Origin of the sequence: Streptomyces griseocarneus (genome assembly GCF_014655595.1) — a bacterium.
Lineage (GTDB): Bacteria > Actinomycetota > Actinomycetes > Streptomycetales > Streptomycetaceae > Streptomyces > Streptomyces griseocarneus.
Map to the genome: position 1 here is coordinate 378,953 of NZ_BNBL01000006.1, position 23,663 is coordinate 402,615.

24 protein-coding genes and 1 pseudogene are annotated in these 23,663 nt (G+C 69.2%); 10 read left to right on the forward strand and 15 right to left on the reverse strand.

Annotated features, from left to right (window positions below; all coding sequences use genetic code 11):
* Positions 1 to 48: 48 nt before the first annotated feature.
* From IE295_RS18245 to IE295_RS18255, 4 genes and pseudogenes are all read right to left on the reverse strand, one after another.
* Positions 49 to 249 carry a DUF397 domain-containing protein gene (locus tag IE295_RS18245; RefSeq protein WP_190064721.1) on the reverse strand — a complete coding sequence of 67 codons (201 nt, stop codon included), beginning with the start codon at positions 247 to 249 and terminating at the stop codon, positions 49 to 51.
* Complete coding sequence (locus IE295_RS18250; protein WP_263453513.1) at positions 239 to 796, reverse strand: DUF5753 domain-containing protein; 558 nt, start codon at positions 794 to 796, stop codon at positions 239 to 241. The genes IE295_RS18245 and IE295_RS18250 overlap by 11 nt, the downstream gene beginning before the upstream one ends.
* A gap of 72 nt (positions 797 to 868) precedes the next feature.
* Positions 869 to 967, reverse strand: a pseudogene (locus tag IE295_RS34150) (helix-turn-helix domain-containing protein); the annotation flags it as partial.
* Between the two features lie 38 nt (positions 968 to 1,005).
* A complete protein-coding gene (locus IE295_RS18255) occupies positions 1,006 to 2,016 on the reverse strand; it encodes a helix-turn-helix transcriptional regulator (RefSeq protein ID WP_190064723.1) in 1,011 nt (336 codons plus the stop codon).
* 93 nt (positions 2,017 to 2,109) lie between these two features.
* On the opposite strand from IE295_RS18255, the gene IE295_RS18260 reads away from it, so the two are divergent.
* Positions 2,110 to 2,508, forward strand: coding sequence for a VOC family protein (locus IE295_RS18260; protein ID WP_190064724.1), 399 nt, complete (start codon positions 2,110 to 2,112; stop codon positions 2,506 to 2,508).
* A 49-nt stretch (positions 2,509 to 2,557) separates the two neighbouring features.
* On the forward strand, positions 2,558 to 3,661 hold the full coding sequence (locus IE295_RS18265) for an IS481 family transposase (protein WP_224323106.1): 1,104 nt from the start codon (positions 2,558 to 2,560) through the stop codon (positions 3,659 to 3,661).
* Between the two features lie 22 nt (positions 3,662 to 3,683).
* Here the strand turns inward: IE295_RS18265 and IE295_RS18270 are convergent, their stop codons facing one another.
* Positions 3,684 to 4,448 carry an SDR family oxidoreductase gene (locus IE295_RS18270; protein ID WP_190064725.1) on the reverse strand — a complete coding sequence of 255 codons (765 nt, stop codon included), beginning with the start codon at positions 4,446 to 4,448 and terminating at the stop codon, positions 3,684 to 3,686.
* Positions 4,449 to 4,551: 103 nt separating this feature from the next.
* On the opposite strand from IE295_RS18270, the gene sigJ reads away from it, so the two are divergent.
* The 4 genes from sigJ (at position 4,552) to IE295_RS18290 (ending at position 8,119) form a co-directional block, all read left to right on the forward strand.
* Complete coding sequence (gene sigJ / locus IE295_RS18275) at positions 4,552 to 5,439, forward strand: RNA polymerase sigma factor SigJ (protein WP_190064726.1); 888 nt, start codon at positions 4,552 to 4,554, stop codon at positions 5,437 to 5,439.
* A 42-nt stretch (positions 5,440 to 5,481) separates the two neighbouring features.
* Positions 5,482 to 6,276 (forward strand): aminotransferase class IV, encoded by a 795-nt coding sequence (locus tag IE295_RS18280; RefSeq protein ID WP_190064727.1) that lies wholly within the window; start codon positions 5,482 to 5,484, stop codon positions 6,274 to 6,276.
* Between the two features lie 38 nt (positions 6,277 to 6,314).
* On the forward strand, positions 6,315 to 6,953 hold the full coding sequence (locus tag IE295_RS18285; RefSeq protein WP_190064728.1) for a maleylpyruvate isomerase N-terminal domain-containing protein: 639 nt from the start codon (positions 6,315 to 6,317) through the stop codon (positions 6,951 to 6,953).
* 221 nt (positions 6,954 to 7,174) lie between these two features.
* Entirely contained in the window at positions 7,175 to 8,119 is a 945-nt protein-coding gene (locus tag IE295_RS18290) for an SGNH/GDSL hydrolase family protein (protein WP_190064729.1), read from the forward strand.
* Between the two features lie 278 nt (positions 8,120 to 8,397).
* Here IE295_RS18290 and IE295_RS18295 read toward each other — a convergent pair whose 3' ends face one another.
* Positions 8,398 to 8,877 (reverse strand): MarR family winged helix-turn-helix transcriptional regulator, encoded by a 480-nt coding sequence (locus IE295_RS18295; RefSeq protein WP_190064730.1) that lies wholly within the window; start codon positions 8,875 to 8,877, stop codon positions 8,398 to 8,400.
* 110 nt (positions 8,878 to 8,987) lie between these two features.
* On the opposite strand from IE295_RS18295, the gene IE295_RS18300 reads away from it, so the two are divergent.
* Positions 8,988 to 9,329 (forward strand): DMT family transporter, encoded by a 342-nt coding sequence (locus IE295_RS18300; RefSeq protein WP_190064731.1) that lies wholly within the window; start codon positions 8,988 to 8,990, stop codon positions 9,327 to 9,329.
* A gap of 66 nt (positions 9,330 to 9,395) precedes the next feature.
* Positions 9,396 to 9,716, forward strand: coding sequence for a DMT family transporter (locus IE295_RS18305; RefSeq protein ID WP_190064732.1), 321 nt, complete (start codon positions 9,396 to 9,398; stop codon positions 9,714 to 9,716).
* Between the two features lie 10 nt (positions 9,717 to 9,726).
* On the opposite strand, the gene IE295_RS18310 is transcribed toward IE295_RS18305, so the two are convergent.
* The 8 genes from IE295_RS18310 to mycP all read right to left on the reverse strand — a co-directional run bounded on the left by IE295_RS18310 (position 9,727) and on the right by mycP (position 19,601).
* A complete protein-coding gene (locus IE295_RS18310) occupies positions 9,727 to 10,953 on the reverse strand; it encodes a DUF1266 domain-containing protein (RefSeq protein ID WP_190064733.1) in 1,227 nt (408 codons plus the stop codon).
* Positions 10,954 to 10,964: 11 nt separating this feature from the next.
* Positions 10,965 to 11,519, reverse strand: coding sequence for a GNAT family N-acetyltransferase (locus tag IE295_RS18315; RefSeq protein ID WP_224323107.1), 555 nt, complete (start codon positions 11,517 to 11,519; stop codon positions 10,965 to 10,967).
* On the reverse strand, positions 11,512 to 11,763 hold the full coding sequence (locus IE295_RS33645; RefSeq protein WP_224323108.1) for a hypothetical protein: 252 nt from the start codon (positions 11,761 to 11,763) through the stop codon (positions 11,512 to 11,514). Before IE295_RS33645 ends, IE295_RS18315 begins: the two co-directional genes overlap by 8 nt.
* Before the next feature lie 342 nt (positions 11,764 to 12,105).
* Complete coding sequence (locus IE295_RS18320; RefSeq protein ID WP_190064735.1) at positions 12,106 to 12,546, reverse strand: hypothetical protein; 441 nt, start codon at positions 12,544 to 12,546, stop codon at positions 12,106 to 12,108.
* Between the two features lie 8 nt (positions 12,547 to 12,554).
* On the reverse strand, positions 12,555 to 17,363 hold the full coding sequence (locus IE295_RS34155) for a putative T7SS-secreted protein (RefSeq protein WP_190064736.1): 4,809 nt from the start codon (positions 17,361 to 17,363) through the stop codon (positions 12,555 to 12,557).
* Entirely contained in the window at positions 17,363 to 17,932 is a 570-nt protein-coding gene (locus IE295_RS18330) for a hypothetical protein (protein ID WP_190064737.1), read from the reverse strand. Before IE295_RS18330 ends, IE295_RS34155 begins: the two co-directional genes overlap by 1 nt.
* Positions 17,929 to 18,351, reverse strand: a complete 423-nt coding sequence (locus tag IE295_RS18335; RefSeq protein WP_308013115.1) for an SseB family protein — start codon at positions 18,349 to 18,351, stop codon at positions 17,929 to 17,931. The genes IE295_RS18330 and IE295_RS18335 overlap by 4 nt, the downstream gene beginning before the upstream one ends.
* A 68-nt stretch (positions 18,352 to 18,419) precedes the next feature.
* Positions 18,420 to 19,601, reverse strand: a complete 1,182-nt coding sequence (gene mycP / locus IE295_RS18340; protein WP_190064739.1) for a type VII secretion-associated serine protease mycosin — start codon at positions 19,599 to 19,601, stop codon at positions 18,420 to 18,422.
* Positions 19,602 to 20,829: 1,228 nt separating this feature from the next.
* Between mycP and IE295_RS18345 the strand changes: the two genes are divergently transcribed.
* Positions 20,830 to 21,306 (forward strand): hypothetical protein, encoded by a 477-nt coding sequence (locus IE295_RS18345; RefSeq protein WP_190064740.1) that lies wholly within the window; start codon positions 20,830 to 20,832, stop codon positions 21,304 to 21,306.
* Positions 21,307 to 21,406: 100 nt separating this feature from the next.
* On the forward strand, positions 21,407 to 22,837 hold the full coding sequence (locus IE295_RS18350; protein WP_224323109.1) for an amidase: 1,431 nt from the start codon (positions 21,407 to 21,409) through the stop codon (positions 22,835 to 22,837).
* Positions 22,838 to 22,857: 20 nt separating this feature from the next.
* Here the strand turns inward: IE295_RS18350 and IE295_RS18355 are convergent, their stop codons facing one another.
* Positions 22,858 to 23,595, reverse strand: coding sequence for a FadR/GntR family transcriptional regulator (locus IE295_RS18355; RefSeq protein ID WP_190064741.1), 738 nt, complete (start codon positions 23,593 to 23,595; stop codon positions 22,858 to 22,860).
* Positions 23,596 to 23,663 lie beyond the last annotated feature (68 nt).

A 23,663-nucleotide genomic window follows, 5' to 3' on the forward strand; every position in this document is an offset into this window, starting at 1 on the left:
ATCCACCTAAGGCGACGGGGGGTAGCCCCCCAGGGATAGATCAGGGTTTCAGCGAAGAGCGGTGAGGAAGACGGCCCAACTTGACGAGGGCAGTGTCAAGGTCGGGCCGGCGGGGTGCTTGGAGTCGCGGATGCGGATGTGGGTGGAGGCAGTGTCGTTGACCTCGAGGCAGTTGTCGCCGCCTTGTGCGTCTCCGACGTCGCTGTAGCTGGATTTGCGCCACTCCGGTATGTGCGCCTCAGAGCGCATGCTCATACTCCTCTGCCACAGAAGTGATCAGGCTCAGGGACGCCTCGGCCGGCAGCGCATCACCCAGAGCGAGGTCGTAAGCGGCTTGGCACTGAGCGACCCTCGCCGGGTCGTCGTACACCTGTCCTGTCCTGACTCCCTCAACGTACGCCAAGGGAGGGGCGTCGTCGAACCTGTACAGGGACATCGGGCCTGCGGTGAGCGCATGTTTGCCGATAGTGAAGGGGAGCACATGTAGCCGGACGCGACCGCTGTCGGCCAGCTTTGCGACGTGGCGCAGTTGTGCAGCCATGACGGCTGGGCCGCCGATCACCCTGCGCAGCGCGTGTTCGTCCAGGAGCACCCACATGACCGGTCCGTCCGGCCCTTCGAGGATATGTGCTCGCTCCAGGCGCTGTACAACTCGCCTGTCAACCTCGGCTGCTGTCATGTTGGGCAGACCGAAGCGGAAGACCGCGCGTGCGTACGGTTCGATTTGCAGAAGACCGGGGATGACGGCAGCCCCGTGTTCCTGAATGCAGACGGCCTGCTTCTCCAGCTCCGCCATCTGCGCGAAGTGCCCCGCAAATTGAGATGGGTTAAGCGTCGGCAGGAAGCGTACGAAGAACCCGTCTGTGCCGAGTTCCTTGTCCAGCCGTCTCGCGTCCTCGACGCGCGGCTTCCGCCGCCCGGCCTCGATGTGGGCGATCAACGAGGGCGAGCAGACCACGGCATCCGCGAGCGTCTGCTGTGCGAGGCACCGCTAGGTGTGCCATCTCATGACATTGGTTCCTCGCGGTCAGGCTCGGCGGAGCAGGACGTGAGGCGATCGGCGAGCGCGATGACGAGGTCGCGGAGTTCATCGGGGCGCTCGATGACGAACGGCCGGTCGAGTGAGGCGAGTGCCGGGGGCAACCAGTCGAGCCGCTCCGCCCGCAGCTCGACGCGCAGCCAGCGCTCGGTCGCGCGGTCCTTGCCGGCCGCGGACTCGTGCTCCTCCAGGCTCGCGACGCTGGCCGGAAGGTGGGCGCGGACCTGATCAACTGTCCCGTGGATCCGCAAGGTCACCTCATGCTGGTACTCGGCCGTGGCGAACCCTGACAACACGCGCTGTTCCGGACCGGGACCCACTGGCGCTTCGAATGAGCCGGGCAGGGTCCGCGCGTCTGCGATGCGATCGAGCCGGAAGGTTCGGTCCTCGCCGATCTGGGCGTCCTTGCCCGTGACGTACCACCGGCCCGAATGGGCGACGATTCCGTACGCGTGCAGCGTGCGTTCGCTGCGCCGTCCGTCACGGTCGGTGTAGCGGATCGAGACCGGTCGGTGGTGGCGCACCGCATCGGCGATCGTGAGCAAGACCCCAGCGTCCGGGGTGTCGAATGCGCCGGGCTGATCCGTGAAGGCGAGCGCTTCCAGGAGTGTGTCGAGCCGACGGGCGATGTGCTTGGGCAGCACCCGCCGGATCTTCGCCGACGCCGTCTCGCTTGCCGTGCGCTCCGTCGTCGTCAACCCTGCCCGGCGGCCGGCGACCAGGCCGAGCACCACGGCCAGCGCCTCGTCGTTGCTGAGCATGAGCGGAGGCAGGCGGCACCCGGGAGCCAGCCGGTACCCGCCGTAGCGGCCGCGCACCGATTCCACGGGCACGTCGAGGTCGATCAGTTGATCCACATACCGGCGCACGGTGCGCCCTTCGACGCCGAGCCGGTCGGCGAGTTCGGCCACCGTCCGGGTGCCGCCCGACTGCAGCAGCTCCAGGAGTGTCAGCACGCGGCCGGTTGGTCGAGGCATATTGGCAGCCTAACGCGAATACAGGACCGATTCTGTCCACTATTTCTCCTAGCCTGCGACGAGCACACCTCCAGCACAGCCAAGGAGATCCCCATGGACTTCGTCTCGATCCGCATCATCACCAGCGACGTCGCACGCCTCGTCGACTTCTACGAGCGAGCCACAGGGGCGCGGGCGACGTGGGCCACCGAGGACTTCGCCGAACTCAAGACCGCGGGCGCCACCCTCGCGATCGCCGGCACCCGCACGGTCCCGCTGTTCGCTCCGGGCTCTGCCCGCCCGGCGGACAATCACAGCGTGATCACCGAGTTCCTCGTCGAGGATGTGGACCGCGTTCACCAGAACCTGACCGGCTTCGTCACCGACTTCGTCAACGAGCCCACCACGATGCCCTGGGGCAACCGGTCGCTGCTGTTCCGCGACCCCGACGGCAACCTCGTCAACTTCTTCACCCCCGTCACCCCGGCGGCCATCGAAAAGTTCGCACGCTGACGCCACGCACAGCCGCTCACGCGGGAGCCTTGAGATCCCAGGGCTCCCGGTGAACGCGGCCGCCGAGTCCAGGAGCGCCACCAGCAGGGGACATCGGAACGCACCGCTGACCCCCGAAGGACGTCTGCGCTTGTGCCTGCGGGTCGACGCCGGACGTCCGATCGCGCACGTCGCTGTGGGAACCGGGATCTCCCGCCGCTGCCTGGCGAAGTGGTACGCCCGCTGGCGCGCGCACGGCGAGAACGGACTGCTCGACCACTCCTCCCGCCCCGCCACCAGTCCCGCCCGCATCCCCGAGGACATCGCCGACCTGGTGGAGGCGCTCCGGCGGCAGACCAAGCACGGACCAGCCCGGCTCGCCACCGACCTACAGCGGCTGCACGGCGTCACACTCGCGCCGGCGACCGTGCACCGCATCCTGGTGAGGCGAGGACTCAACCGGCTCCGGGACCTGGACCCACCGACCGGCGAGCAGCTGCGCGAGGTCATCCGCTACGAGCACGACAGGGTCGGCGACCTGGTCCACGTCGACATCAAGAAGCTCGGACGCATCCCGACCGGCGGCGGCTGGCGGATGCACGGCGTCGGCACCGAGTCCGCCCGCGCCTCCAAACGCACCGGTCCCGGCACCGGCAAGGCCGGATACACGTACCTGCATTCGGCGCTCGACGACCACTCCCGGCTCGCCTACACCGAGGCCCTGGACGATGAGAAGGCCGTCACCGCGGTCGCCTTCTGGAACCGGGCCGTTTCCTTCTTCGCCGCCCACGGCATCACACAGATCCGCCGCTGCCTCACCGACAACGGCGCGTGCTACCGGTCTACGACCTGGGCTGACGCCCTCGCCGCGACCGGTACGAAGCACAAGCGGACCAGGCCGTACACGCCGCGCACGAACGGGAAGGTGGAGAGGTACAACGGGACGCTCACCCGCGAGTGGGCGTACGTCCGCGACTACACAACCGAGCATGAACGCCGCGTCGCACTCGCGGAGTTCGTGAACTACTACAACTACGAGCGGCCGCACGCAGCGCTCGGCGGCCGACCGCCCATCAGCCGGACCGCCGGGAGCGACTACCGGATCGTCTTCGGCCAGCCGCCCGAACCACTCGCGGACATCCCGCAGCAGCTCACCTTCGAGGACTTCGCGTAACCAAGGTCCCGAGACACCACCGCTAGGCGACGCGCTCGGCGAGGAAGTCCTCCCAGGTGCGCCGGCCCACGGTGGCGCCCTCGAGGGTGAGGTTGTCGCCGGCCCGGTACGCGCGACCGGCCTTTCCCGGCATCCGGACGGGCAGCATCGGGCGGCGCTTGCCACGCGTCCGGAGGTACGGGCGGCTCAGCTCGGCCAGGCCGTACACCTTCGGTCCGGCCAGGTCGGGCACCAGGCCGGCCGGTTCGCCGAGCGTCAGCTCGACGAGGCGGGCCGCGACATCGCGGGCGTCGACCGGCTGGAAGCGGAGGCCGCCCGGGACCGGTATCACCGGCATCTTCGACATCTTCTCCACCACGGTCAGCGCCAGGTCGTGGAACTGGGCGGCGCGCAGCGTCGTCCACGGCAGGCCCGAACCGGCCACGGCCTGCTCGGCGTCGAGCTTCATCTTGAACCAGCCGAGCGGGACCTTGTCCGCACCGATGACCGAGATGTAGACGAGGTGCTTCACCCCGGCGCCCTGCGCGGCCCGCACGAGGTTGCGGGTCGCCTCGTCGTCACCCTTGGGGCCGCCCGCGAGGTGCAGGACGATCTCGGCCCCGGCCACGGCGGCGTCGATTCCCTCGCCCTTGAACAGGTCACCGGCCACGTACTCGACGCCGTCCGCCGCCGGGCGCTCGTTGCGGCTGAGCACCCGCACGGTGTGGCCGGCGTCGCGCAGCAGGGGGACGACGAGGCGCCCGAGCGTGCCCGTACCACCGGTGACCAGGATGGGGGTGGAGGTCATGGCTGCTCCAAGTTCGTTCGACCGAGAGTCTGACTCCCGATCACATCGGCTAGTTTTCGAGCTTCTGATGAGATGACCCGCCGCGCGGAAGGAATGTGACACGGTGGAGGAGAATTCATTGCTGATAGAGCGTTTCGAGGGGCACCGGGCACGTCTGAGGGCGGTGGCCTACCGGATGCTCGGCTCGGTGAGCGAGGCCGACGACGCCGTCCAGGAGACCTGGCTGCGCCTGAGCCGTACGGACGCCGACAGCGTGGAGAACCTCGGTGCGTGGCTGACCACGGTGGTGGGTCGCATCTGCCTGAACATGCTGCGTTCGCGCGAGCAGCGGCGCGAGGAGCCGTTCGAGGTTCACATGCCCGACCCCGTCATCAGCCACGAGTCCGGGATCGATCCCGAACAGGAAGTGCTGATGGCCGACTCGGTCGGGCTGGCCATGATGGTGGTGCTCGAGATGCTGACGCCGGCCGAGCGGGTGGCGTTCGTCCTGCACGACATGTTCGCCGTGCCCTTCGACGAGATCGCCCCGCTGCTCGAGCGGACCGCCGCAGCGACGCGGCAGCTCGCGAGCCGCGCGCGCCGCCGGGTGCAGGGGCAGGCCCCCACTCCCGACCCCGACCTCGGCCGTCAGCGCGAAGCCGTGAACGCCTTCTTCGCCGCCGCTCACGACGGCGACTTCGACGCGCTCGTGGCCGTACTCGACCCGGACGTCGTGCTGAGGGCCGACGGCGGCGTCGCGCGCGCCGGACTGTCCGTGGTGCTGCAGGGAGCGCGGACCGTGGCCGGCCAGGCGGTCACGTTCGGGCAGCTCACCCCCTACATACGGCCGGCGCTCATCAACGGTGTCGCCGGAGTCGTCTGCGCCGACGGTGCGTGGCGGTGGTCCGTCATGGCCTTCACCGTGGTGGGCGGGAAGGTCGTCGCCATCGATGTGCTGGCCGACCCGGAGCGGTTGGAACTGCTCGACCTTTCGGTTCTCGACCGGGCGTAGAGGGGCTCGTGGGCGATTGTCAGTGGCCCGTAGGGTGGCGGGATGAGTGATCTTTTCGCCCCGTACGTCGAGGTCGACGGCAGTGCCGTCGACGCCGGTCCGCTGCTGCCCGCACTGATGGGGAACTATGGCCACATGACGGCCATGCAGGTCAGGGGTGGCCGCGTGCGCGGGCTGGACTTCCATCTCGCGCGGCTCGACGCGGCGACGCGGGAGCTGTTCGGGGAGGGGCTGGACGGCGGACGGGTGCGCGAGCGGGTGCGACGGGCGCTGGAGGGCGCGGGCGTCGTCGACGCGGACGTACGGGTCTACGTCCACGCCATGGGCGGCCTCGACGCCGGCCCGGTCGCGACGGTGGTCGTACGCCCCCCATTGCCGGAGCCCGGCGCTCCGCAGCGGCTGCGCAGCGTGCGGTACGTACGACCCCTGGCGCACCTGAAGCACGTCGGGTCCTTCGGGCAGGTCTACCACCTGCGGCGCGTGCGGGCCGAGGGGTTCGACGAGGCGCTGCTGGTGGGGCCGGGCGGCGAGGTGGCCGAGGGGGCCATCACGAACGTGGGCTTCGTGGAGGGGGACACGGTGATCTGGCCCGAGGGGCCGTCGCTGGACGGCATCGCCATGCTGGTGCTGCGACGGGAGATGGAACGTGCGGGGCTGGCGTGGCGGCAGCAGCCGGTGCGTATCGAGGAGCTGGGGCGCTTCGACGGGGCTTTCGTCTGCAACTCGATCGGGGCGGCGCCGGTTTCGGTGATCGACGACACGCGGTTCGCGGTGGAGGGGCGTGTGGTCGGTGAGGTGATGGGGCTGCACGCGGCAGCTCCGTGGGATGTCATCTGATCTGGTGGGGTTTGGCCGGGTTGTGGGACAGTCGGCGCATGGACGTCGTCTACAGCGACAGGCTGGACGCTCTTGAGCAGACCTGGCGGATCTGGGCCGATCTCGGCGCGGAGCTGACCGAGCGGCAGTGGACGGCAGCGACCCGCTGCCCGGGCTGGGACGTGGCTGCGGTGTACGCGCACCACTCGACCTTCCCGAGGGACATGGACGGTCCGCTGCCGCCACTTTCGGGCAGGCCGGGGGTGGAGCCGGTGACGGCCGTGGAGATGGTCCGGCGGTTCAACGCCCCGGGCGGGGTGGCGCATGAGGCGGCCGATGCGGTCGCGAAGGGCGCTGTCTCGGGCGCGGCGGAAGCCGGCGGGGGAGGGCTGGTCGAACGTTTCGCCGTGCGCGGGCCCGGCGCTGTGCGCAGGCTACGGGCGGAGGAACCGGCCCGGACCGTGCCCTGGGGCGCCACGGGGCTGACGCTCGAGCTGGCGGAGGCGGTACGGATCGTGCTGCTCGAAGCCACCGTGCACCTGCTGGACGTACAGCGTGCCCTGGACCGGCCGCCGCTCGTACCGCCCCAGGCGCTGAGCGACACCGCCCTGCTGCTGGCCGAGGTGGCCCCTCCGGTCGACTTCATCGAGGCGGCGACCGGGCGCTCGGCGCGCTCTCCCTTGCCGGTGCTGCGCTAGGCATCCGTGTATCGGCCGCTGAGGCCGTCAAGTACGGGCAACTGGACCTCGAGAGCCCGGTATCCGGTCACATGTACGGGACATATGGGGATGTCGATTGACGCCCGGTCCTGCCGCCTTCGAGTCTGGCGCTCCCGAACTTCGCCGAGGAGTTCGTCCATGGGTCTGCCTATGGGTTCACCCATGGGTTCGCCTATGGGTTCGTCTACGAGGAGGCAGAGATGCCCCGTACCGCCAACGCTCCGACCGGCCGACGCAGAGCCCGATTAGCCATCGCCGCGTGCGGTGCCGCAGCGGCCCTTGTCGCGGGCGCCCTCGCGCCCGCGACCGCCGCGAATCCTGCGCCCCACGCGGCCCCGAAGCCACGGGCGGAGCACTATGTCGCCCTCGGCGACTCCTTCACCGCCGGCTCGCTCATTCCCGTCCAGATCGACGCCGCCTGTGGCCGCTCCAACCGCAACTACCCCTCCCTCACCGCCCGCTGGCTGAGCCCGGCCGAATTCCGGGACGTCAGCTGCGGCGGCGCCAAGACCGACGACATGTGGCGCCCGCAGCCCGGCACCGGCAAACCGGAACAGTTCGCGGCGCTCAAGGCGGACACCACGCTGGTCTCCATCGGCATCGGCGGCAACGACATCGGCTTCGGCGAGGTCGTCAGGGCGTGTACGTACGCGATTCCCAAGCCGATCCCGGACGGCAACCCCTGCGAGCAGCGCTACACGAAGGGCGGCATCGACCAGCTCGCCGAACGCATCCTCGAGACCGCCCCCAAGGTGGCCGCCGTCCTCGCGGAGATCCGCAAGCGGTCCCACAACGCGCACGTGATCGTCGTCGGCTTCCCGGCGATCCTCTCGGAGAATGCCGCGGACGCGGAGGGCTGCAAGGCCTCCTTGCGGATGCCCGTAGGGGACATCCCGTACCTGCGGGACACGATGCGCAGCCTCAACACGATGCTGAGGCACGAGGCGCAGCGGGCCCGTGCGACCTATGTCGACACCTACACGCCGTCCGTCGACCACAACGCCTGCCGGCCGTTCGCCGAGCGCTGGGTCGAGGGCATGTACCCGCGGGCCGAGCGCCCGGCCTGGCCCTTCCACCCCAACGCGAACGGCGAGGCGGGGATGGCCGAGGCCGTGAAGCGGACCCTGGCTGCCCCAAAGGTATGAATATGTCGACATAGAGGTCTATCTACGCTCGTCTCCGGCAAGTCCTCTTGACAACTGTTGTCCGGGGGGTAATCACCGGAGGAGCCGCCATACGACGAGTGCTGATGTAGCCCGCATCACGGTGGACTGTCGCGGTACCCGGTGATGCGTACGCGGTGGGGGTGGCCGGGGCGCCTGGGCCCTGGCCACGCCCCACCGCCCGCGGCAGCTGTGCACCCGGTTTTTGACCTACTTAAGGGCTGGCCTACTTGAAGGGCTGGCCTGCTTGAACGACGGGCCTACTTGAACGACTGGCGCAGGGCGGCCAGGGCGATGCCGACCTCCGGGGTTTCTCCGGCGGCTTCGTCGAGGGCGGCGGTGAGGGTTTCCTCGTAGGTGGCGCGGGCTTCCTGGTGACGGGTGTGGCCGGAGTCCTTGATGACGGCGTAGACGCCGCGCTTGTCGTCCGGGCACAGATCGCGGAAGGCCAGGTCGGCGGCGTGCAGCCGGCCGACCAGGCGGGTCACCGAGCTCTGGTTGAGACCGAGGCGGGCCGCGAGGTCCTGCATGCGCAGTTCGCCGTCGGGGGCATCCGTGAGAAAGCCGAGGGCCCGGTACTCCGACAGGCCCAGGCCGTGCCGGCGCTGCAGGGCGGCGCCCAGGCGACTCTCCACGTGCGCGTGCAGGGCCAGGAGGCGGCTCCACATGCGGGCGTCCGCGACTCCGGATGTTCCGGATGTTCCGGACGCTCCGGAGGGGGTGCTGACCTGCGAGGTCATCTGCTGCTCCCTTTGCTCGCTCGGCGGTTGACGCAAGCTTACTTGTACATGCATGCTTTTCCCTAGCAAGGAAGTTGCACGTACATACAACTACCCCGGGAGGTCTTCCCATGGCCTGGATCTACCTGCTCATCGCCTCGGTCTTCGAGGTCGTCTTCGCCCTGGCCACCAACGCCACCCACGGCTTCACCGTCCTGGGCCCCTCGCTCCTGACCGCCGGGGCCGCGGCCGGAGGCATCTTCTTCCTCAGCCTCGCCCTGAAGAGCCTCGACGTCGGCGTCGGCTACACCGTGTGGACCGGCATCGGCTCCGTGGGCACCGTGATCCTCGGCTCGGTGATCTTCCACGAGGCCATGAACGTCTGGAAGGTGCTGGCCTTCGTCCTGATCATCGGCGGCGTCCTCGGCCTCAAGCTCGCCGACAAGTTCACCAAGAGCGCGGCCACCGTCTGACCCGCCGCCTGACCGCCGACCGCCCCTATCTGCCTTCCCTCTTCACGTTTCAAGGAGCACATCGTCATGGCCTGGGTCTTCCTCGCGATCGCCATCGTCTTCGAGATCGCCTTCGCGCTCGGCACCAACGCCACCAACGGCTTCACCAAGCTCTGGCCGTCCGTCTTCACCCTGCTCGCCGCCGCCGGCGGCATCTTCACGCTCAGCCTCGCCCTCAGGACCCTGGACGTCGGCGTCGGCTACACGATCTGGACCGGCATCGGCTCCATCGGCACCGTCGTCTTCGGCGCCCTCATCTACAACGAGAAGATCACCCTCCCCAAGGTCCTGTCCTTCGCCGCGATCATCGCCGGCGCCATCACCCTCAAGCTCGCGGCGGGGGCGTGACCGATCGTGATCACTTCCAGGGGATGTTGAGCCAGGGGCTCTGCGGGTCGCTGACGAGCAGCTGATGTATCTCGAGGACGTCGAGGTACCAGTTCCCGAACTGCTCCTCGTCGAAGTGCAGGCAGCGGCCCAGAATGAATCCGGCGGAGAAGTCCTCCCACGAGTAGTAGGAAGCCTGGCTGAGCTGACTGGCGCGGATGATCGCGCTCTCGGCCTCCGGTATGCCGCAGTAACGGCCCTGTACGCCCCAGAGCGCCATGTTGACCGCACGGCCGTAATACCAGGCGTTGACGGAACGCACCTGTTTGGTCTCGCCCAGCAGACCGTCGGCCCGGAAACGGGCCTCGTAGCGGGTGATACGACCGATGAGCTGCTGCAGGCGCCCGATTTCCGCTTCGACGCCGCTCGCTTCGACGCTGCTCGCTTCGACACCGCTCGCGTCGCCGTCCGCCGCATCGTTCGCCGTATCAGTCGCGTTGCGACGTACGACACGCGCCGTGACCTCGCGCCAATGGGCCGGGTCCACGGTGCCACCGTACTGGCGGGCGATCGCCTGTCGTATGTCGAGCACGAACTCCCATGCGGAACCGCTCTCCTGGAGAAGGCTCGCCTGCTGTCGCTGCCAGTCCTCCCGGGAGGTGATGCCCCACCAATCCTTCAGGTTTCTGCGCAGGCCCGAATAGCTGCCGTTCGCGGCGATCGCGTTCCAGGGGTTTCCGGCCCGCACACTGAGAAGCGCTCCGCATGCCAGCCCGTGGGCGACTGTTCCCCGGAGAGGGCCGCCGACCCACAGTGTGTGAAGCGTCTTGGAGGTGTCCTTCGCCGCACGCTGCGCATGCTCCTGCCACACCGCCCGGTGTTCGGGCGTGGCAGGGAAGAACGCCTCGCAAGGCGTCCCCGGATTGATGGCCAACCAGGCCTCGGGCTCCGGCCAGAAGCCGGCGACCCCGTCGAGATCGTCCGTGAAGAAGACGGGATCCGCGACAGGAGCGGGCAGGACGCCGTGCGTCAGAAAGGCGTAGCACTTCCTGCCCAGCCGGGGCTCCCAGTAGGTGCCGACCCTGACCTTCCCGGGGTGGGAATCGGCGAAGTCGCGAGGCATCGCGTGAAAGAGACTCACGCCGGCGAGAACATCGAAGTATGCGGCCCAGTCGCCCCGCACCTTCGCCTCGTACAGCTTCCGCTCGACCTCACTCGGCGCCTGCCACGGTGGCGGCACCTGACCTGGTATCTCCATGATCGGGCACTCTACGGGGTGGGGGGTTCCGCGTCCGTGGCGAGCCGGGCGTGCGACTCGACGTCGTAGCGAACGCCGTCGTAGAGGAGCTTCTGCCGCTGAATGCCCTCGACGGCGAAGCCGGCGGCCGTCGCGACGCGGCACGAGGCCGGATTGTTCACCCGGTGCCCGAGCTCGAGCCGGAACAACCCGAGATCGTCGAACGCCCACCGCGCGACGCCCCGGCAGGCCCGCCCGGCGACGCCGCGCCCGCGTGCGCTGCGGGTGGTCCAGTACGACACCCACCCGGTGTCATGCCGCCGGTCGACAGCGCTGACGGCGACATTGCCGAGCACGGTGCCTTTGCCGTCGCCTTCTCCTTCGACGACGGCAAAGGAGAACGCTGTCCCTTCCTCCCACTGCGCGACCCGCGCCCGAACCCACTGCCGCGCGTCATCGTCCGACTCGACGGCCTGAGGCGCCTGCCACCGCATCAACGGCTCGGCATACGCCTCAAGAACGGCGGGGGCGTCCCCCACGCCCCACCGCCGCAAAACCAACCCCGAAGCCTCAACCACCTCACGCACGTGCGGATTCTGCCGGGACGGGCACGTCGTCGCCACCGTAATTCCGCGGCCGCCGCCGCTTGATGACGGCCACCGCGGCGAAGACGACGGCTCCGGCGAGACAGACCACGACGGCCGGATTGACGAAGCCCGGCACCATCTCGACGGAGGCCTGGACATCGGACACACACCGCGCGGAAAGCGGAAACGCACTCTGCTTGGTCCGGGCATGATCCGGCAGCTCAGGATCGCCGGCGAACCTCACGGCGGGACACCACTCGGGCTCATCCCCGAGCAGCACCCCCACAACCCCACCCCATACGCCAACACAGCCCCACCCAGCCACCACCATCCCCCTTCGCCCCAGGCCGAAGCCCCGACGCGGCGCGTAAGCCGCCGAGCGCGGAGCGCACGCACGGCTTTGGCGAGCAGGGCACAGGCAAGCACGGGCGCGGCGAAGAGAAGCGTCAGAACGAGGATGAGCATGGGGTCACCTCATCACACACGAATCGCCACGCTTCCTCAGGCGCATAGCGCTTAGAATTAATGATGGCAATAAGCGGGCACTTTTATCTCTAAGGGCGCTTAATTCGCTTTGTGGTATACGTTAGTCAAAGTGGTGAGTGACGATCCAGTGATCGTACTCTTCAGTTGTTGCGGCGCATAGAAACCTGCCGTCCACGGAGAGGGCTACAAACTCAGGATCGCCTCCATCCTGTAGATTTGAGGCCAATTCAGAATCGCTTGACCACTTGACGAGGGTCCAGCCGGCTCCCCAACTCCCTTTTCCTGCAATGCTGATGAGAAAAGTTCCATCGGCGGCAAAGAGGGGGCCATTCGAGGCGTGAGTGAGCCATTGCCGATCCACTTCTGAGAGGGCATCAGGGATAGCGTTCCTGACGGTGGCCGCTGGAACTGTTTCCATGCTCGCCACCAACATCCATGCTTGCTCTACCGTAAGTACGCCTTCCGCGTGGTGTGTTTTGAGTGCGGTCAGGCCGCTGGCGGAAATAAGGCGAAGCTGATATTCCCTGCCTGTGTCAGTCACTGGTAGCCTCATTCGTCATAGAACAGGTGGTGATCTCCATCGGGTTTGTTTATTTTTGCATAGCGCTCCAACTTCCCGTAGTTACTGTTGTCCCAGCCAAAGTTTACCCAGGTCCTGCTGCTCTCACCCTTCGGCTTACCTGCATGGAAATGAGGGCCCGCAGGGTCGTGGGTGTGTTCGACAACTACTCGAGAGCCTTGCGGCGTCTCATGCTGACGGAAGTTTCCCCAGTGCGATGGCTCATTCGAGTAGATGTATCCTTCCGTATGCTTCATTCGTATATCGCCCGTTACCTCCCATTCGGCCAGCAGTTCAGATTCGGGGCCAATGCCAGCCAGCTCGTGGGCAGCCTTCTCGGCCTCGGCCCGAGAGAAGGGATTTGATTTCTCTCCGCGCGGAGGGCACCCGGAGAGCCCCAGCGGATCCGCCCACGTATGCGGGTTGTGAACATACGTCGCCGGATTGGGGGCCGGGGCGAGGCCCAGGGGGTCCGGGGTGGTGTAGCGGGCCGTTTCCGGGTCGTAGTGGCGGTGGACGTTGTAGTGGAGGGCCGTTTCCGGGTCGAAGTATTGGCCGGGGAAGCGGAGGGGGGTGTAGGCCGTGCTGTCCTTGGGCCAGGTGGTCGTGCCCCAGAGGGTGGTGCGGGTGCGCCAGGTGATGGTGCCTGATTCGTCGACCAATTCTGTCGGGGCGCCGACCAGGTCCGTGACGATCGCGAAGAAACGGCTGTCTATCTCGCGTTGCGGGGCGTCCGCCGCGGATATTCGTTCCGTCTGGGCGACGGGGCGGAGGCCGTCGTGGTCCCAGGTGAGGGTGACCGGGTTGGGGAGGTCGGCCGAGACCGTGGTCTGTTCGGTGAGGGTCGGGCCGTCCCAGGTGAAGTCGGTCTGTTCCGCGACGTCGCCCGTCGGGGTCAGGCGCTGTTTGGCGATGCGGCGGCCCAGCGGGTCGTACAGGTACCGCCACCGTGTGCCGTCCGGAGTGGTCACCGCCCTCAGGCGGTCCTCCGCGTCCCATTCGTACCGCCACGTGTCCGGCTTCCGTGACAGGCGGGTCTTCTGGCGCAGGATGACGCGGCCCTGCGCGTCGTGTTCGTAGCGGATGCCGCCGGCGCGGGTGATGCGGGTGCCTGTGTACTCGCGGGGGCCCTGGGCTTCCTGGCCCGGGTGGGTGGTGGGCCAGGTGGCGTTCGTCTGGTTGCCCGCCTCGTCGTAGGCGTAGCGTTCCTGCCAGCCAGGGGCGTTCACCGCGGTGACGCGGCCGGCCGGGTCGAGATCGAAGGTGCGGTCGTTGACGGCCGTCAGATAGCCGTCACGACGGTAGGTGAAGGACCGGTTCTGGAGCGGGGCGGTGGCCGACGTCAGTGCCTGGTGCGTCAGCCGGCCCGAGCCGTCCCACGCGTGCTGCAGCGTGATGTCGTCGCCGAAGTGGCGTGCGACCTCACGTCCGACCGCGTCGTGTTCCAGGTCGAACGTGTGGCCCGAGGTCGTGTGCGTCGTGCGCCTGCTCGCCGCGTCGTACGTCCAGGTGCTCGTGGCGCCCGTCGGCGTGATGCGGCGCGTTCTGCGCCCCAGGCCGTCGTAGGCGAACGTCAGCGTCCTGCCGTTCGTCGTCTCCGACTTCACCCGCCCCAGACGGTCGCGGCCGTAGACCAGCGTCGCGCCCGGACCGGCCGCCTCCAGCAGGCGGCCGGCCGCGTCGTGCGCGTACGTCGTCACGTCGCCGGCCGCGTCCTTGGCCACCACCCGTCCGAGTACGTCGTGCTCGTACGTGATGGTCTGGCCCAGGGCGTTCGTACGGGCCACCAACTGGCCCGCCGCGTCGTGCGCGTACGTCAGCCGACGGCCGTCGAAGTCGGTCTCCTCGACCAGACGACCGACCGGGTCGTACGCGTAGTCCCAGGTAAGACCCTTCGGGTTCGTAACCTTGGTGAGCCGCAGCTCCAGATCGTGCGTGAACTCGTGGCGGACGTCGTCGGGGCCGGTCTGCGCGGTGAGCCGGTCGAAGTGCGTGTACTCGTACGTCGTCACACCGCCGACCGCGTCGGTGTGGGTGAGGCAGTTGCCCTCGCCGTCGTACGTCCAGGACTGTTCGGCGCCGTCCGGGCCGACGCGGCGCAGGAGGTGACCTTCCCGCGACCACCACATGCGCGTCGTGGCACCGAGCGGATCGACGACGGCCTTCACGCGGCCGAAGACGTCGCGCCGGTAGCTGGTGACGCCGCCCAGGGGGTCGGTCACCTCGATCACCAGGCCGGCCGCGTTGCAGCGGAGTCGCGTCGTATTGCCGAGCGCGTCGGTGATGGCGGCCGGGTGGCCGAGCCCGTCGTACGTGAAGCGGGTCACCGCGCCCGTCGGGTCGGTGACGGACGTGCGGTTGCCCGACGCGTCGTACGTCTGGTGCCAGACGGAGCCGTCCGGATCCGTCACCGTCTCCGGCAGGCCCACCGTGGCGTCGTACGACGCCCGGGCCTCCCGCCCGTCCGGGCGTACGACCGCGATCAGGCGGTCGTCATCGTCGTAGCGGAGGCTGATGGTGCGGCCGAGCGCGTCGGTGCGGGTGAGGAGCCGGTTGAACCTGCCCCACGTGGAGCGTGTCGTCGCACCGTCCGGCGCGATCTCGGCCACGACGTGCAGGGCGTCGTCGATCACGTAGCGCTTGGTGTGGCCGGCCGAGTCCGTCACGGCCGTGACGCGGAGGCCGGTCTCCCGGTCCGTCTCGTCGTAGTCGAATGCCGACTGGAGATGGCCGGCCGCGCCCGACTGTGCCACGCAGCGGTCGCGTTCGTCGTAGACGTAGTCGAAGTGGCTGCCGTTGCGATCGGTCCACGAGGTGATGCGGCCGTGCTCGTCGTAGCCGAACCGGAGCGGCTCGCCGGACGAGTTGACGATCTCGGAGAGATGGCCGTCCGTGTAGCCGTAGCGCACCAGCTCCATGTCCGAGCCGTCGGGCGCTGCGCCGGCCAGATGCAGGGCGGTGATGCGGCCGGTGTCCGTGGAGATGCGGAGGTGGTAGCCCGCGTCGTGGACGATGTCGGTCGGGGTGCCGTCCGCCGCGTGCACGAAGGTGATGCGGTGGCCGTTGCGGTCGGTCAGTTCCTCGAGCAGCGCGAGGCCGGTGTCGTAGGGGGTGTCGTACGGGCGGAAGCGCCAGGTCCGGCCGGCCGCGGGATCGCTGACGCTGTACGTGCCGTCGGCGTCGACGGACAGGGGCCAGCGCCGGCCCACGACCGGCATGGTGGGCACCCCGGGAACGGGATGGGGGTAGGACAGCAGGACGCCGTCCTCACGGACGAGGATGACGCCCTCGGAGTCGATCTCCAGGCGCTGGTCCGCGGTGCTCGCCCAGGCCGGGCCGAACCACATGCCCTGGCGGTAGGACGACTCGAAGTGGCGGGAGAAGACGAGGGGGAGCGAGCCGGGGAGTGTGACGTCGGTCTGCGGGAGCAGCATGCGGCCCGTCGCGACGTCGACGGGGTCCTTTTCGCAGACCTTGTTCTCCTCGCCTCGCGCGGGATCGTCCGGGCCCTCGTTGACCTTCTCCCGCGCCGGCGTCGGCGGTTTCTCCGCCGCCTCCGCCGCTACTTCCTTGGGCATCTCTTTGGGAGCGGATTTCGCCGCCGCGCCCTCGGCTCCCTTCGCGGCTTCGCGTCGCGCGCTCGTGAGGGCCGCGCGTTCGCCGGATGCCGCGCCGGCGCTTGCGCCGCCGGTCATGACGGTCATGGCGATGTTTCCGGCGAGGCGGCCGCCGGCTTCGGAGGGGTCCTTGCCCCAGCCGTCGCCGACCAGGGTGGCCGGTATGCGTTCGGGGTGGGAGGCGAGGGAGAGCATGCCCGCGGCGGTGTTGGAGACGCTGTTCAGGTATGCCGCGGGGTGGGAGAGGTTGTAGGGGTCGAAGGGGCTGACGCTGCGGGCCGTTCTGGCGATGTCCGTCACCGAGCGGACCACGCCGCCGCCCGCGTGCAGGAGCTCGACCTTGCCGCCGTCGCGGACGTCGGCGCCGGTGGCCATCATGCGCTGACTGAAGGAAGGTTTCTGCGGGGCGTGGGCGACGGCCGCGTCGACCCTCGACTTCGCCTCGCCCGCCGCCGTGTCGCGCTGCTTGCGGGCCTCGGCCAGGAGGCGTTCGGCTTCCTTGAAGTCCGCCTTGCCGGGATTGTCGGGCTTGGTCGGTGCCGGGCCGAGGGCCTGGCACCTGCGGGCGGCCTCGGCGGCCGCCTCCTTGTAGGCGTCGACCTGGCGGTCGTACGCCTCAGCGGCCTTCTTGTTCGTGTCCTTGCCGCGCTTCCAGAGGCGGATCGCCTCCTTCGCCTGGCCCTGGGCCCAGGTGACGGTGTGGGCGTACGTCTCCAGCGCACCGGCCGCCGCCTCGCACGCGTCGGCGGCCTCGGCCCACTTCTTCGGCTGCTCCACGAACTTCGCCGTGAAGGCGTCGGCTCCCTCGCCCTTCCAGCCGTCCGTGGCACGCACCTTCAGAAGAGCCGTGTGGGTCGTGTCGAAGGCGGTGTGGAAGTTACGCAGGTGCTTGGCGGTGGCGTTGATCTGCTTGGCGTCGCCGTGGACGAGCTCCCTGGGATCCTCGGTCTCGCCCAGCCGATGCTCGCCGACATGGGCGCCGAGACTGGAGGCCGTCTTGTCACCCCAGCGCTCGACCGAGTCCGCCGCGTCGTCCGCTCCGACCTTGTGCAGGCCGTCCGCGACGACGTCCGTGCCCTTGTCGACAACCTTGCCGACGGCCTTCTTGCCCTTGTCGACCGTCTCCTCGACCGCCTCCCCGGCCTTGTCGAAGACCTTGCCGACATCCCACTTCGAACCCATCAGCTGTAGTCCTCGATCTTGCTGCCCAGGCGGACCGCCAGCCCCGCCGCGTTCGGGGCCTCGCCGACGTCCTTCGCCGTCCGCGACCACGTCTCCCCGGCGTCCTTGGTCGCCTTCGCGAACGACTTCCCGCTGTAGTCCGCGTCACGGACCTGCGTGACCGGGTTGTCGGCCAGCACGTCCTTCATCCGCATGCCCTCGACCTGCTCCTCCGTCAGGTGCGGATTGCCGAAGGCCGCGTTGGCGACCACCTTGACCGTGTCCTTCACGTACTGGTCGCCCTCGTGGTAGTAACCCGCCGCCAGCCCCACGCGCTGCGCGAACTGGCTGCCGTCGTGCACCAGCGCCCGCACGCCCCACTCCCAGCGCTCGCAGAACGACTTGAAGGCGGCGGTCAGGCCGTCGTGGCCCGTCTCCACGCCGGACAGGGCGAGGTCCTCGAAGCCGCGGCCGACGGCGGCGGTGCCGGCGGTGCCGACCTCCTTGAGCTCGCCGATGGCGGCGTTGATGCCCTTGGTGATGCCGTCCAGGGCGTCCTGGCCGGCGTGTATGCCCCCCTTGCCGCTCACTGCGTGGGCTCTCCGTTTCCGTGGATTGTGTTGGGTGTGGCGGTGGCGAAACGATTCCCCGGGACGTCCAGCGCGTCCAGCGCCACCTCGTCCGGGACGATTCCGCGTACGGGCGGAAACAGCACCGGCCGCTCGCCGCCCACATCCAGCGCCACGCCGGCCGGCCCCGTCACCGCCGGAACCACTACGTCCAGCAGCCGCGCCCCCAGCACCGAGCGGTAGTCCCACGCGCCGTCCGCCGTCAGGCCGTGCGCCACGGCGAACCGCGCCAGCGCCGTCTCGTCCGTGAACGCGCACACCCAGCGGATGCCGTCCATGTCCACGGACCACAGTCCACCGGCCTCGTCCAGGGGGACCAGCACGGCGGTGCGGCGGAACTCACCCACCAGGGCGGACGGGTGGGCCTGTTGCGTGTACATCGCGGCGATTTCAGTGAGGAGGGCGTGCGGCATCGGGTCGGCCTTTGGGAGGGAGGGGGTGTTGGGTGTCAGATTTGGGCGGCAAGGGCCTTGCGGCGACGACGGGTGATGACCATGGGGACGGCGACTGCCAGTGCGATTGCGGTGGCGGCTGCCGCAATCACTGCGTTGCGCGTCGACAGCAGACCGGCGTCATTGCCGGTGGCCTTGACGTCCCTCGCCGTCGCGGTGACGGTCCGATTCGCCGGTGGGGCGGCTGCGGCGAGCTCCGGGAGGGGGCTTACGTCGGCGGGGCCGGGGTCGCCGGGGTTCTGGAGGGCGATGCGGGGGCGGACCACGCCGTAGCCGATGGCGTCGCTGCGCTTCTCGCCGCTTTTGGGGGCGCCGGCGGTGTTGATGAGGACGCGCAGGACCTGGTTCGCCGTCCAGTCGGGGTGCGCGGACCAGACGAGTGCGGCGGAGGCGGAGGCCAGGGCGGTGGCGTCGCTGGTGCCGTCGCCTGTGCAGAGGCCGCCAGTGCCGTCGGTGCACGGTGCCACCATGTCGGTGCCGGGGGCGGCCAGGTCCACCTGGGGGCCGTGCTGGGACCACGGGGCTGCCTTGACCTCGCGGTTGACTGCGGCGACGCCGATGACGCCCGGCGTGGCGGCGGGGTACTGCACGGCGTTGTCCTTGTCGCCTGTATTGCCGACGCCAGCGAAGATCAGCTTGCCCTTGGCCAGCGCGTAGCTGATGGCGCTGTCTTCCTCAGGCCGCTGTCCCCAGCCTGCCATTGAGATGTTGATGACTCTCGCATCCGAGTCTGCTGCGTATCTAATGGCGGATGCCATCATCGTGGACTGTTCCTTGTAGCTCTTCGGGTTGGCCACGCGAAGGGGGAGAACCTTCGCCCCCGGCGCAAGGCCGTAGGCGCCTGCTCCCTTTCCTGTTCCTGCGATGAACAAGGCCATTCGTGTACCGTGGCCGTCCTCGTCGGAACGCCCGTCAACGTATTCGCCTGAATAGTCATGGCCTTCGAGAACTTGGCCCTTCAAGTCTGGTTCATCTGCGTTTACGCCCGAGTCGACGACCGCGATGGTTACACCCGACCCTGTACTGGACTTCCACATCTCCTCAGCATGCATGGCGTTCAAGTACCACTGCTGAGAGCGAATGGTGTCCGCGTGAGCTGGTGTGCAGATGATGAGTGCGCTGAACGATGCCGCTGCTACTCGTAGTAGTTGGGCCCGACTTCGGGGTGGCCTGAGCATGCCGATCCTTCTTGGTCCGATGCCTCAGAGGGTTTAGTCAATGACCGGAGGAACCACCCGGCGATGGCCTTCTGCCCACGAGGTCTGGTCTTCGACAAGGTAGTCCGGCCGTCGATCACGCCGATTTCGCTTGGACTGCCCTGACGCTGACGGGTCTCTCACGAGCCCTGCTCCGCCAGGCGTAAAAGGGCTGCCGGTAGCACCAGCACGTGATTGCGGGCGCCCGCCGACAACTCCGCCAGGCTCGGTTGCCAGCCGTCGACCGCCTCCTCCGCGCGGAGTCGCCGCTGCCCCGCTCCCCGCGGGCACGGCACCGGGACCGTAGGTCATAGGGGAACGGCTCTGGTTCGCTTGGCTCTGTTCGGTGCCGATGACTGTGCCCCTCGGCATCCGGCCACCACCGGGTTCGGAGCCTTTGGGGGTGGGAGACGGGCGTCCTCCGACAACGCCATCGTTGGGCGTGCCCATACGGGAGACAGGCAAGGGCGGCCGCACATGGCCGCGCTCCTGTATCGGAAAGACGCGGTTTTGTGCACCGCGTGCGCCCCGATCGACGGAATTAGGGTCCGTTCTTTTCCCTCCGAAGTCCGTGGTAGGTGGTGGAACAACGACGTGGTCTGTCGGCCTAGAGCCATCCGCCATTCCGCCCCCCGGCGGCAGCGAGGACGCTTCACCGGCCGATGGGTAGTGCGGAGGCAGCTTGGGCGTCACGCTGTCGACCCGACTTCGAGCCTGATCGGGGATGTCGGCGGTAGGGGAAAGAGCTACGGGCTGAAAGGGCCTGCCAACGCCGCCTGCGGGAATGCCGGGCGATGGAATTGGTGAAGCTGATGCATGTCCACTGGGCGCTCCCGTGCCGAGGCCCGCCGGCGCCGTCGTACCGGCAGCGGGACCCATCCGTCGAAGGTGCTCGACGCCGACTTTGGGCGGAGGCATCCAAGCGTCCGGCATCGGCCGGAACGTAGGCCGTGGCGCAACCGACATCTGGTGTGCCGACCACGCGTAGGACTCCGCGAGCTTGCGCATCTGTTGGGCCGCTTCTGCGCGGTCGCGGTCCAGACGTAGCTGGGCGTCGTAGGCCTGGCGCTGGGTGGGGCCGGAGGACTGGGGGTGGTGGAGGCCGCCGGACTGGTCGGAGACCAGGGGTGAGGTGTACTTGCCCACCTGGTCCGATGGGGTGCGGCGGTACGCATCAAGCGTCGACTGCGCCGCCGCTGACGGCTTCGGCATGGCCGACTTCACCTCGGACAGTGTGGAGGCCGCGTGGGCCATCCACTGGCCCGCGGTGCCGCTCAGCTCACCCAGTCGCAACGTCGCATTGGCCATGTCCGCACCCCACGTACGGAAGGCCTCGCCCGCCTCGCCCTCCCACTGCACCTGGGCCACGTGCCCCTTGAGCTCATCACCCAACAACGTGATCAACGCCGCCGCCGAAGCCAGCCGGGCCGCCATCAACGCGGTGCGCTCGACGTCCGCGTGCTCGACCATCGCGCACAGCTCGTCGTGCGTCTTCGACTCGAAGTCCGACGCGATGATCAGACCGCTGGCCGGCTTCGGCAGGATCGGACTCACCGAACCCGACGACGGCGATGGCGACGGCGATGGCGATAGCGATCCCGACGACCCCGGTGATGCCGTCATCAGAATTCCCCCTCCTCGAGCACCCGTCACAAGACCCCTGTCACAGACTACTGACGGCCTGTGACAGTCCCCGCCGTCCTCGTCGGCCCACTGCCGCCCCGGCCTGCTGTCGGTACAACTCGTGTCCCGTTAACGTGTGTTCGATCGGGAGGAAGGGGCTTCGGGTGACCGGTTTCATAGGCGGGGACGTAGGCCGGGACTGCGAAGGGCTCGCCGCGCAGGCCCAGGCGCTGGCCGACCGTCAGGTTTCCTCCCGGGAACTCGTCGAGCGGTCCCTGCGGCGGATCGCCGCCACGCAGCCCACCCTCAATGCCTTCCGGGTCGTGCGGGCCGAGGCCGCGCTGCGGGAGGCCGAGGAGGCCGACCGGAGGCTCGCGGCGGGGGAGCGGGGGGTGCTGCTCGGTGTGCCCATTGCCGTGAAGGACGACATGGACGTGGCCGGCGAGCCCACCGCCTTCGGGTGCCCCGGGGACTTTCCGCGCAAGAAGGAGGACAGCGAGGCCGTACGCCGATTACGGGCCGCCGGCGCTGTGATCGTCGGCAAGACGAACACCCCCGAACTGGGGCAGTGGCCCGTCACCGACGGGCCCGCCTTCGGGGTGACCCGCAATCCGTGGAGCCTGGAGCACAGTCCCGGCGGGTCGTCCGGCGGCTCCGCCGCGGCCGTCGCCGCCGGGCTCGTGCCGGCCGCGCTGGGGTCGGACGGGGCGGGGTCGATCCGGATACCGGCCGCCTGGACGCACCTCGTCGGGATCAAGCCGCAGCGCGGGCGCATCTCCACCTGGCCGCAGGGGGAGTCCTTCCGGGGGATCACCTCGGACGGTCCGCTGGCCCGTACCGTCGGGGACGCCGCGCTGCTGCTGCAGGCGGTGAGCGGGTCGCACGCCGGTGACCTGCACCGGCCGCCCGCCGTGGACGCCCTGGCCGCCGCCGGGCACGAGCCCCGGCGGCGGCTGCGGATCGCCCTGTCGCTGCGGCCCGCCTTCGCCGCCGTACGGCACTGGCTCGACCCCGTCGTCCGCGACGCCACCCTGCGCATCGCGACCCGGCTGGAGATCCTCGGGCACGACGTCGTGGAGGAGGACCCGCGCTACGGGCCCATCGGGTTCACCTTCGTGCCGCGGTCGATGGCCGGCGTCCGGGACTGGGCCGCGCGCGTGCCCGACCGGGCGCTGCTGGATGCCCGTACGCGCGTCAACGTGCGCGGCGGAACCCTCCTCGGCGGGGGCGCGTTGCGCGCCGCGCGCGCGGCGGAGGCGCCGCTGCGCCGCCGGATCGGCGAGATGTTCTGGCGGTTCGACGCCGTGCTGACGCCCACCACGGCCGTACCACCGCTGCGCACCGGGGACCTGGCGGGCATCGGCACCCGCGACACCAACGCCCGGATGATCGCCGCCTGTCCGTACGCCTGGCCCTGGAACGTCCTGGGCTGGCCCGCCGTAAGCGTGCCCTCCGGCGTCACCGCCGCCGGGCTGCCGCTCGGCGCCCAGCTGCTCGGGCCTGCCAACAGCGAGCCCCTGCTCATCTCGCTCGCCGCGCAGCTGGAGGAGGACCAGCGGTGGTACGAGCGATGGCCCGACGGGCACCCGGCCTGACACGCCGACCACGTCGGTGACTACGGCGCCAGGACGTCCAGTTCCGCCATCGCTCCCGCCGCGATCTCCCGCGTCAGGGCCTCGGCCCGTTCCGCGTCCCGTTCCCGTACCGCCTCCGCGACCCGTACGTGCAGGGTCACCGCGGCCGGGTCGGGGTCGGTGAACATCACCTGGTGGTGGGTGCGGCCCGTGAGGACCTCGGCGACGACGTCGCCGAGGCGGGCGAACATCTCGTTGCCCGAGGCGCGCAGGATCACGCGGTGGAAGGCGATGTCGTGGATCAGGTAGCGCTCGAGCTGCTGGCCGCGCGAGGTGGCGACCATGCCCAGGGCGTGCTCGGTCAGTTCGGCGCACTGGGCGGGGGTGGCCAGGCGGGCGGCGAGGCCGGCGGCCACGGGTTCGATCGCCGAGCGCAGCACGGTCAGCGAGCGCAGCTGGCGGGGGCGGTCGGGGCCGGCCAGGCGCCAGCGGATGACGCGCGGGTCGTAGACGTTCCACTCCTCCGGCGGGAGGACGGTCACGCCGACGCGGCGCCGGGAGGCGACCAGGTGCATGGACTCCAGGACGCGGATCACCTCGCGGACGACGCTGCGCGAGACCTCGAACCGCTCCTCGATCTCGTCCGTGCGCAGCACGCTGCCCGGGGGGTAGTCGCCCGCCGTGATCGCGGGGCCCAGGGCGTCCAGCACGCGCGCGTGCAGGCCGCTTCCTCGCTGACCTCCCTGTTCCTCCGGTTCCCCCTGTGCCCGCTTGTCCATGGGGTCAGCCTACGGGCCGGACCGCTCGGCAAATAAGTATGACGTTTTGGTTTACCGACTCTTGAATA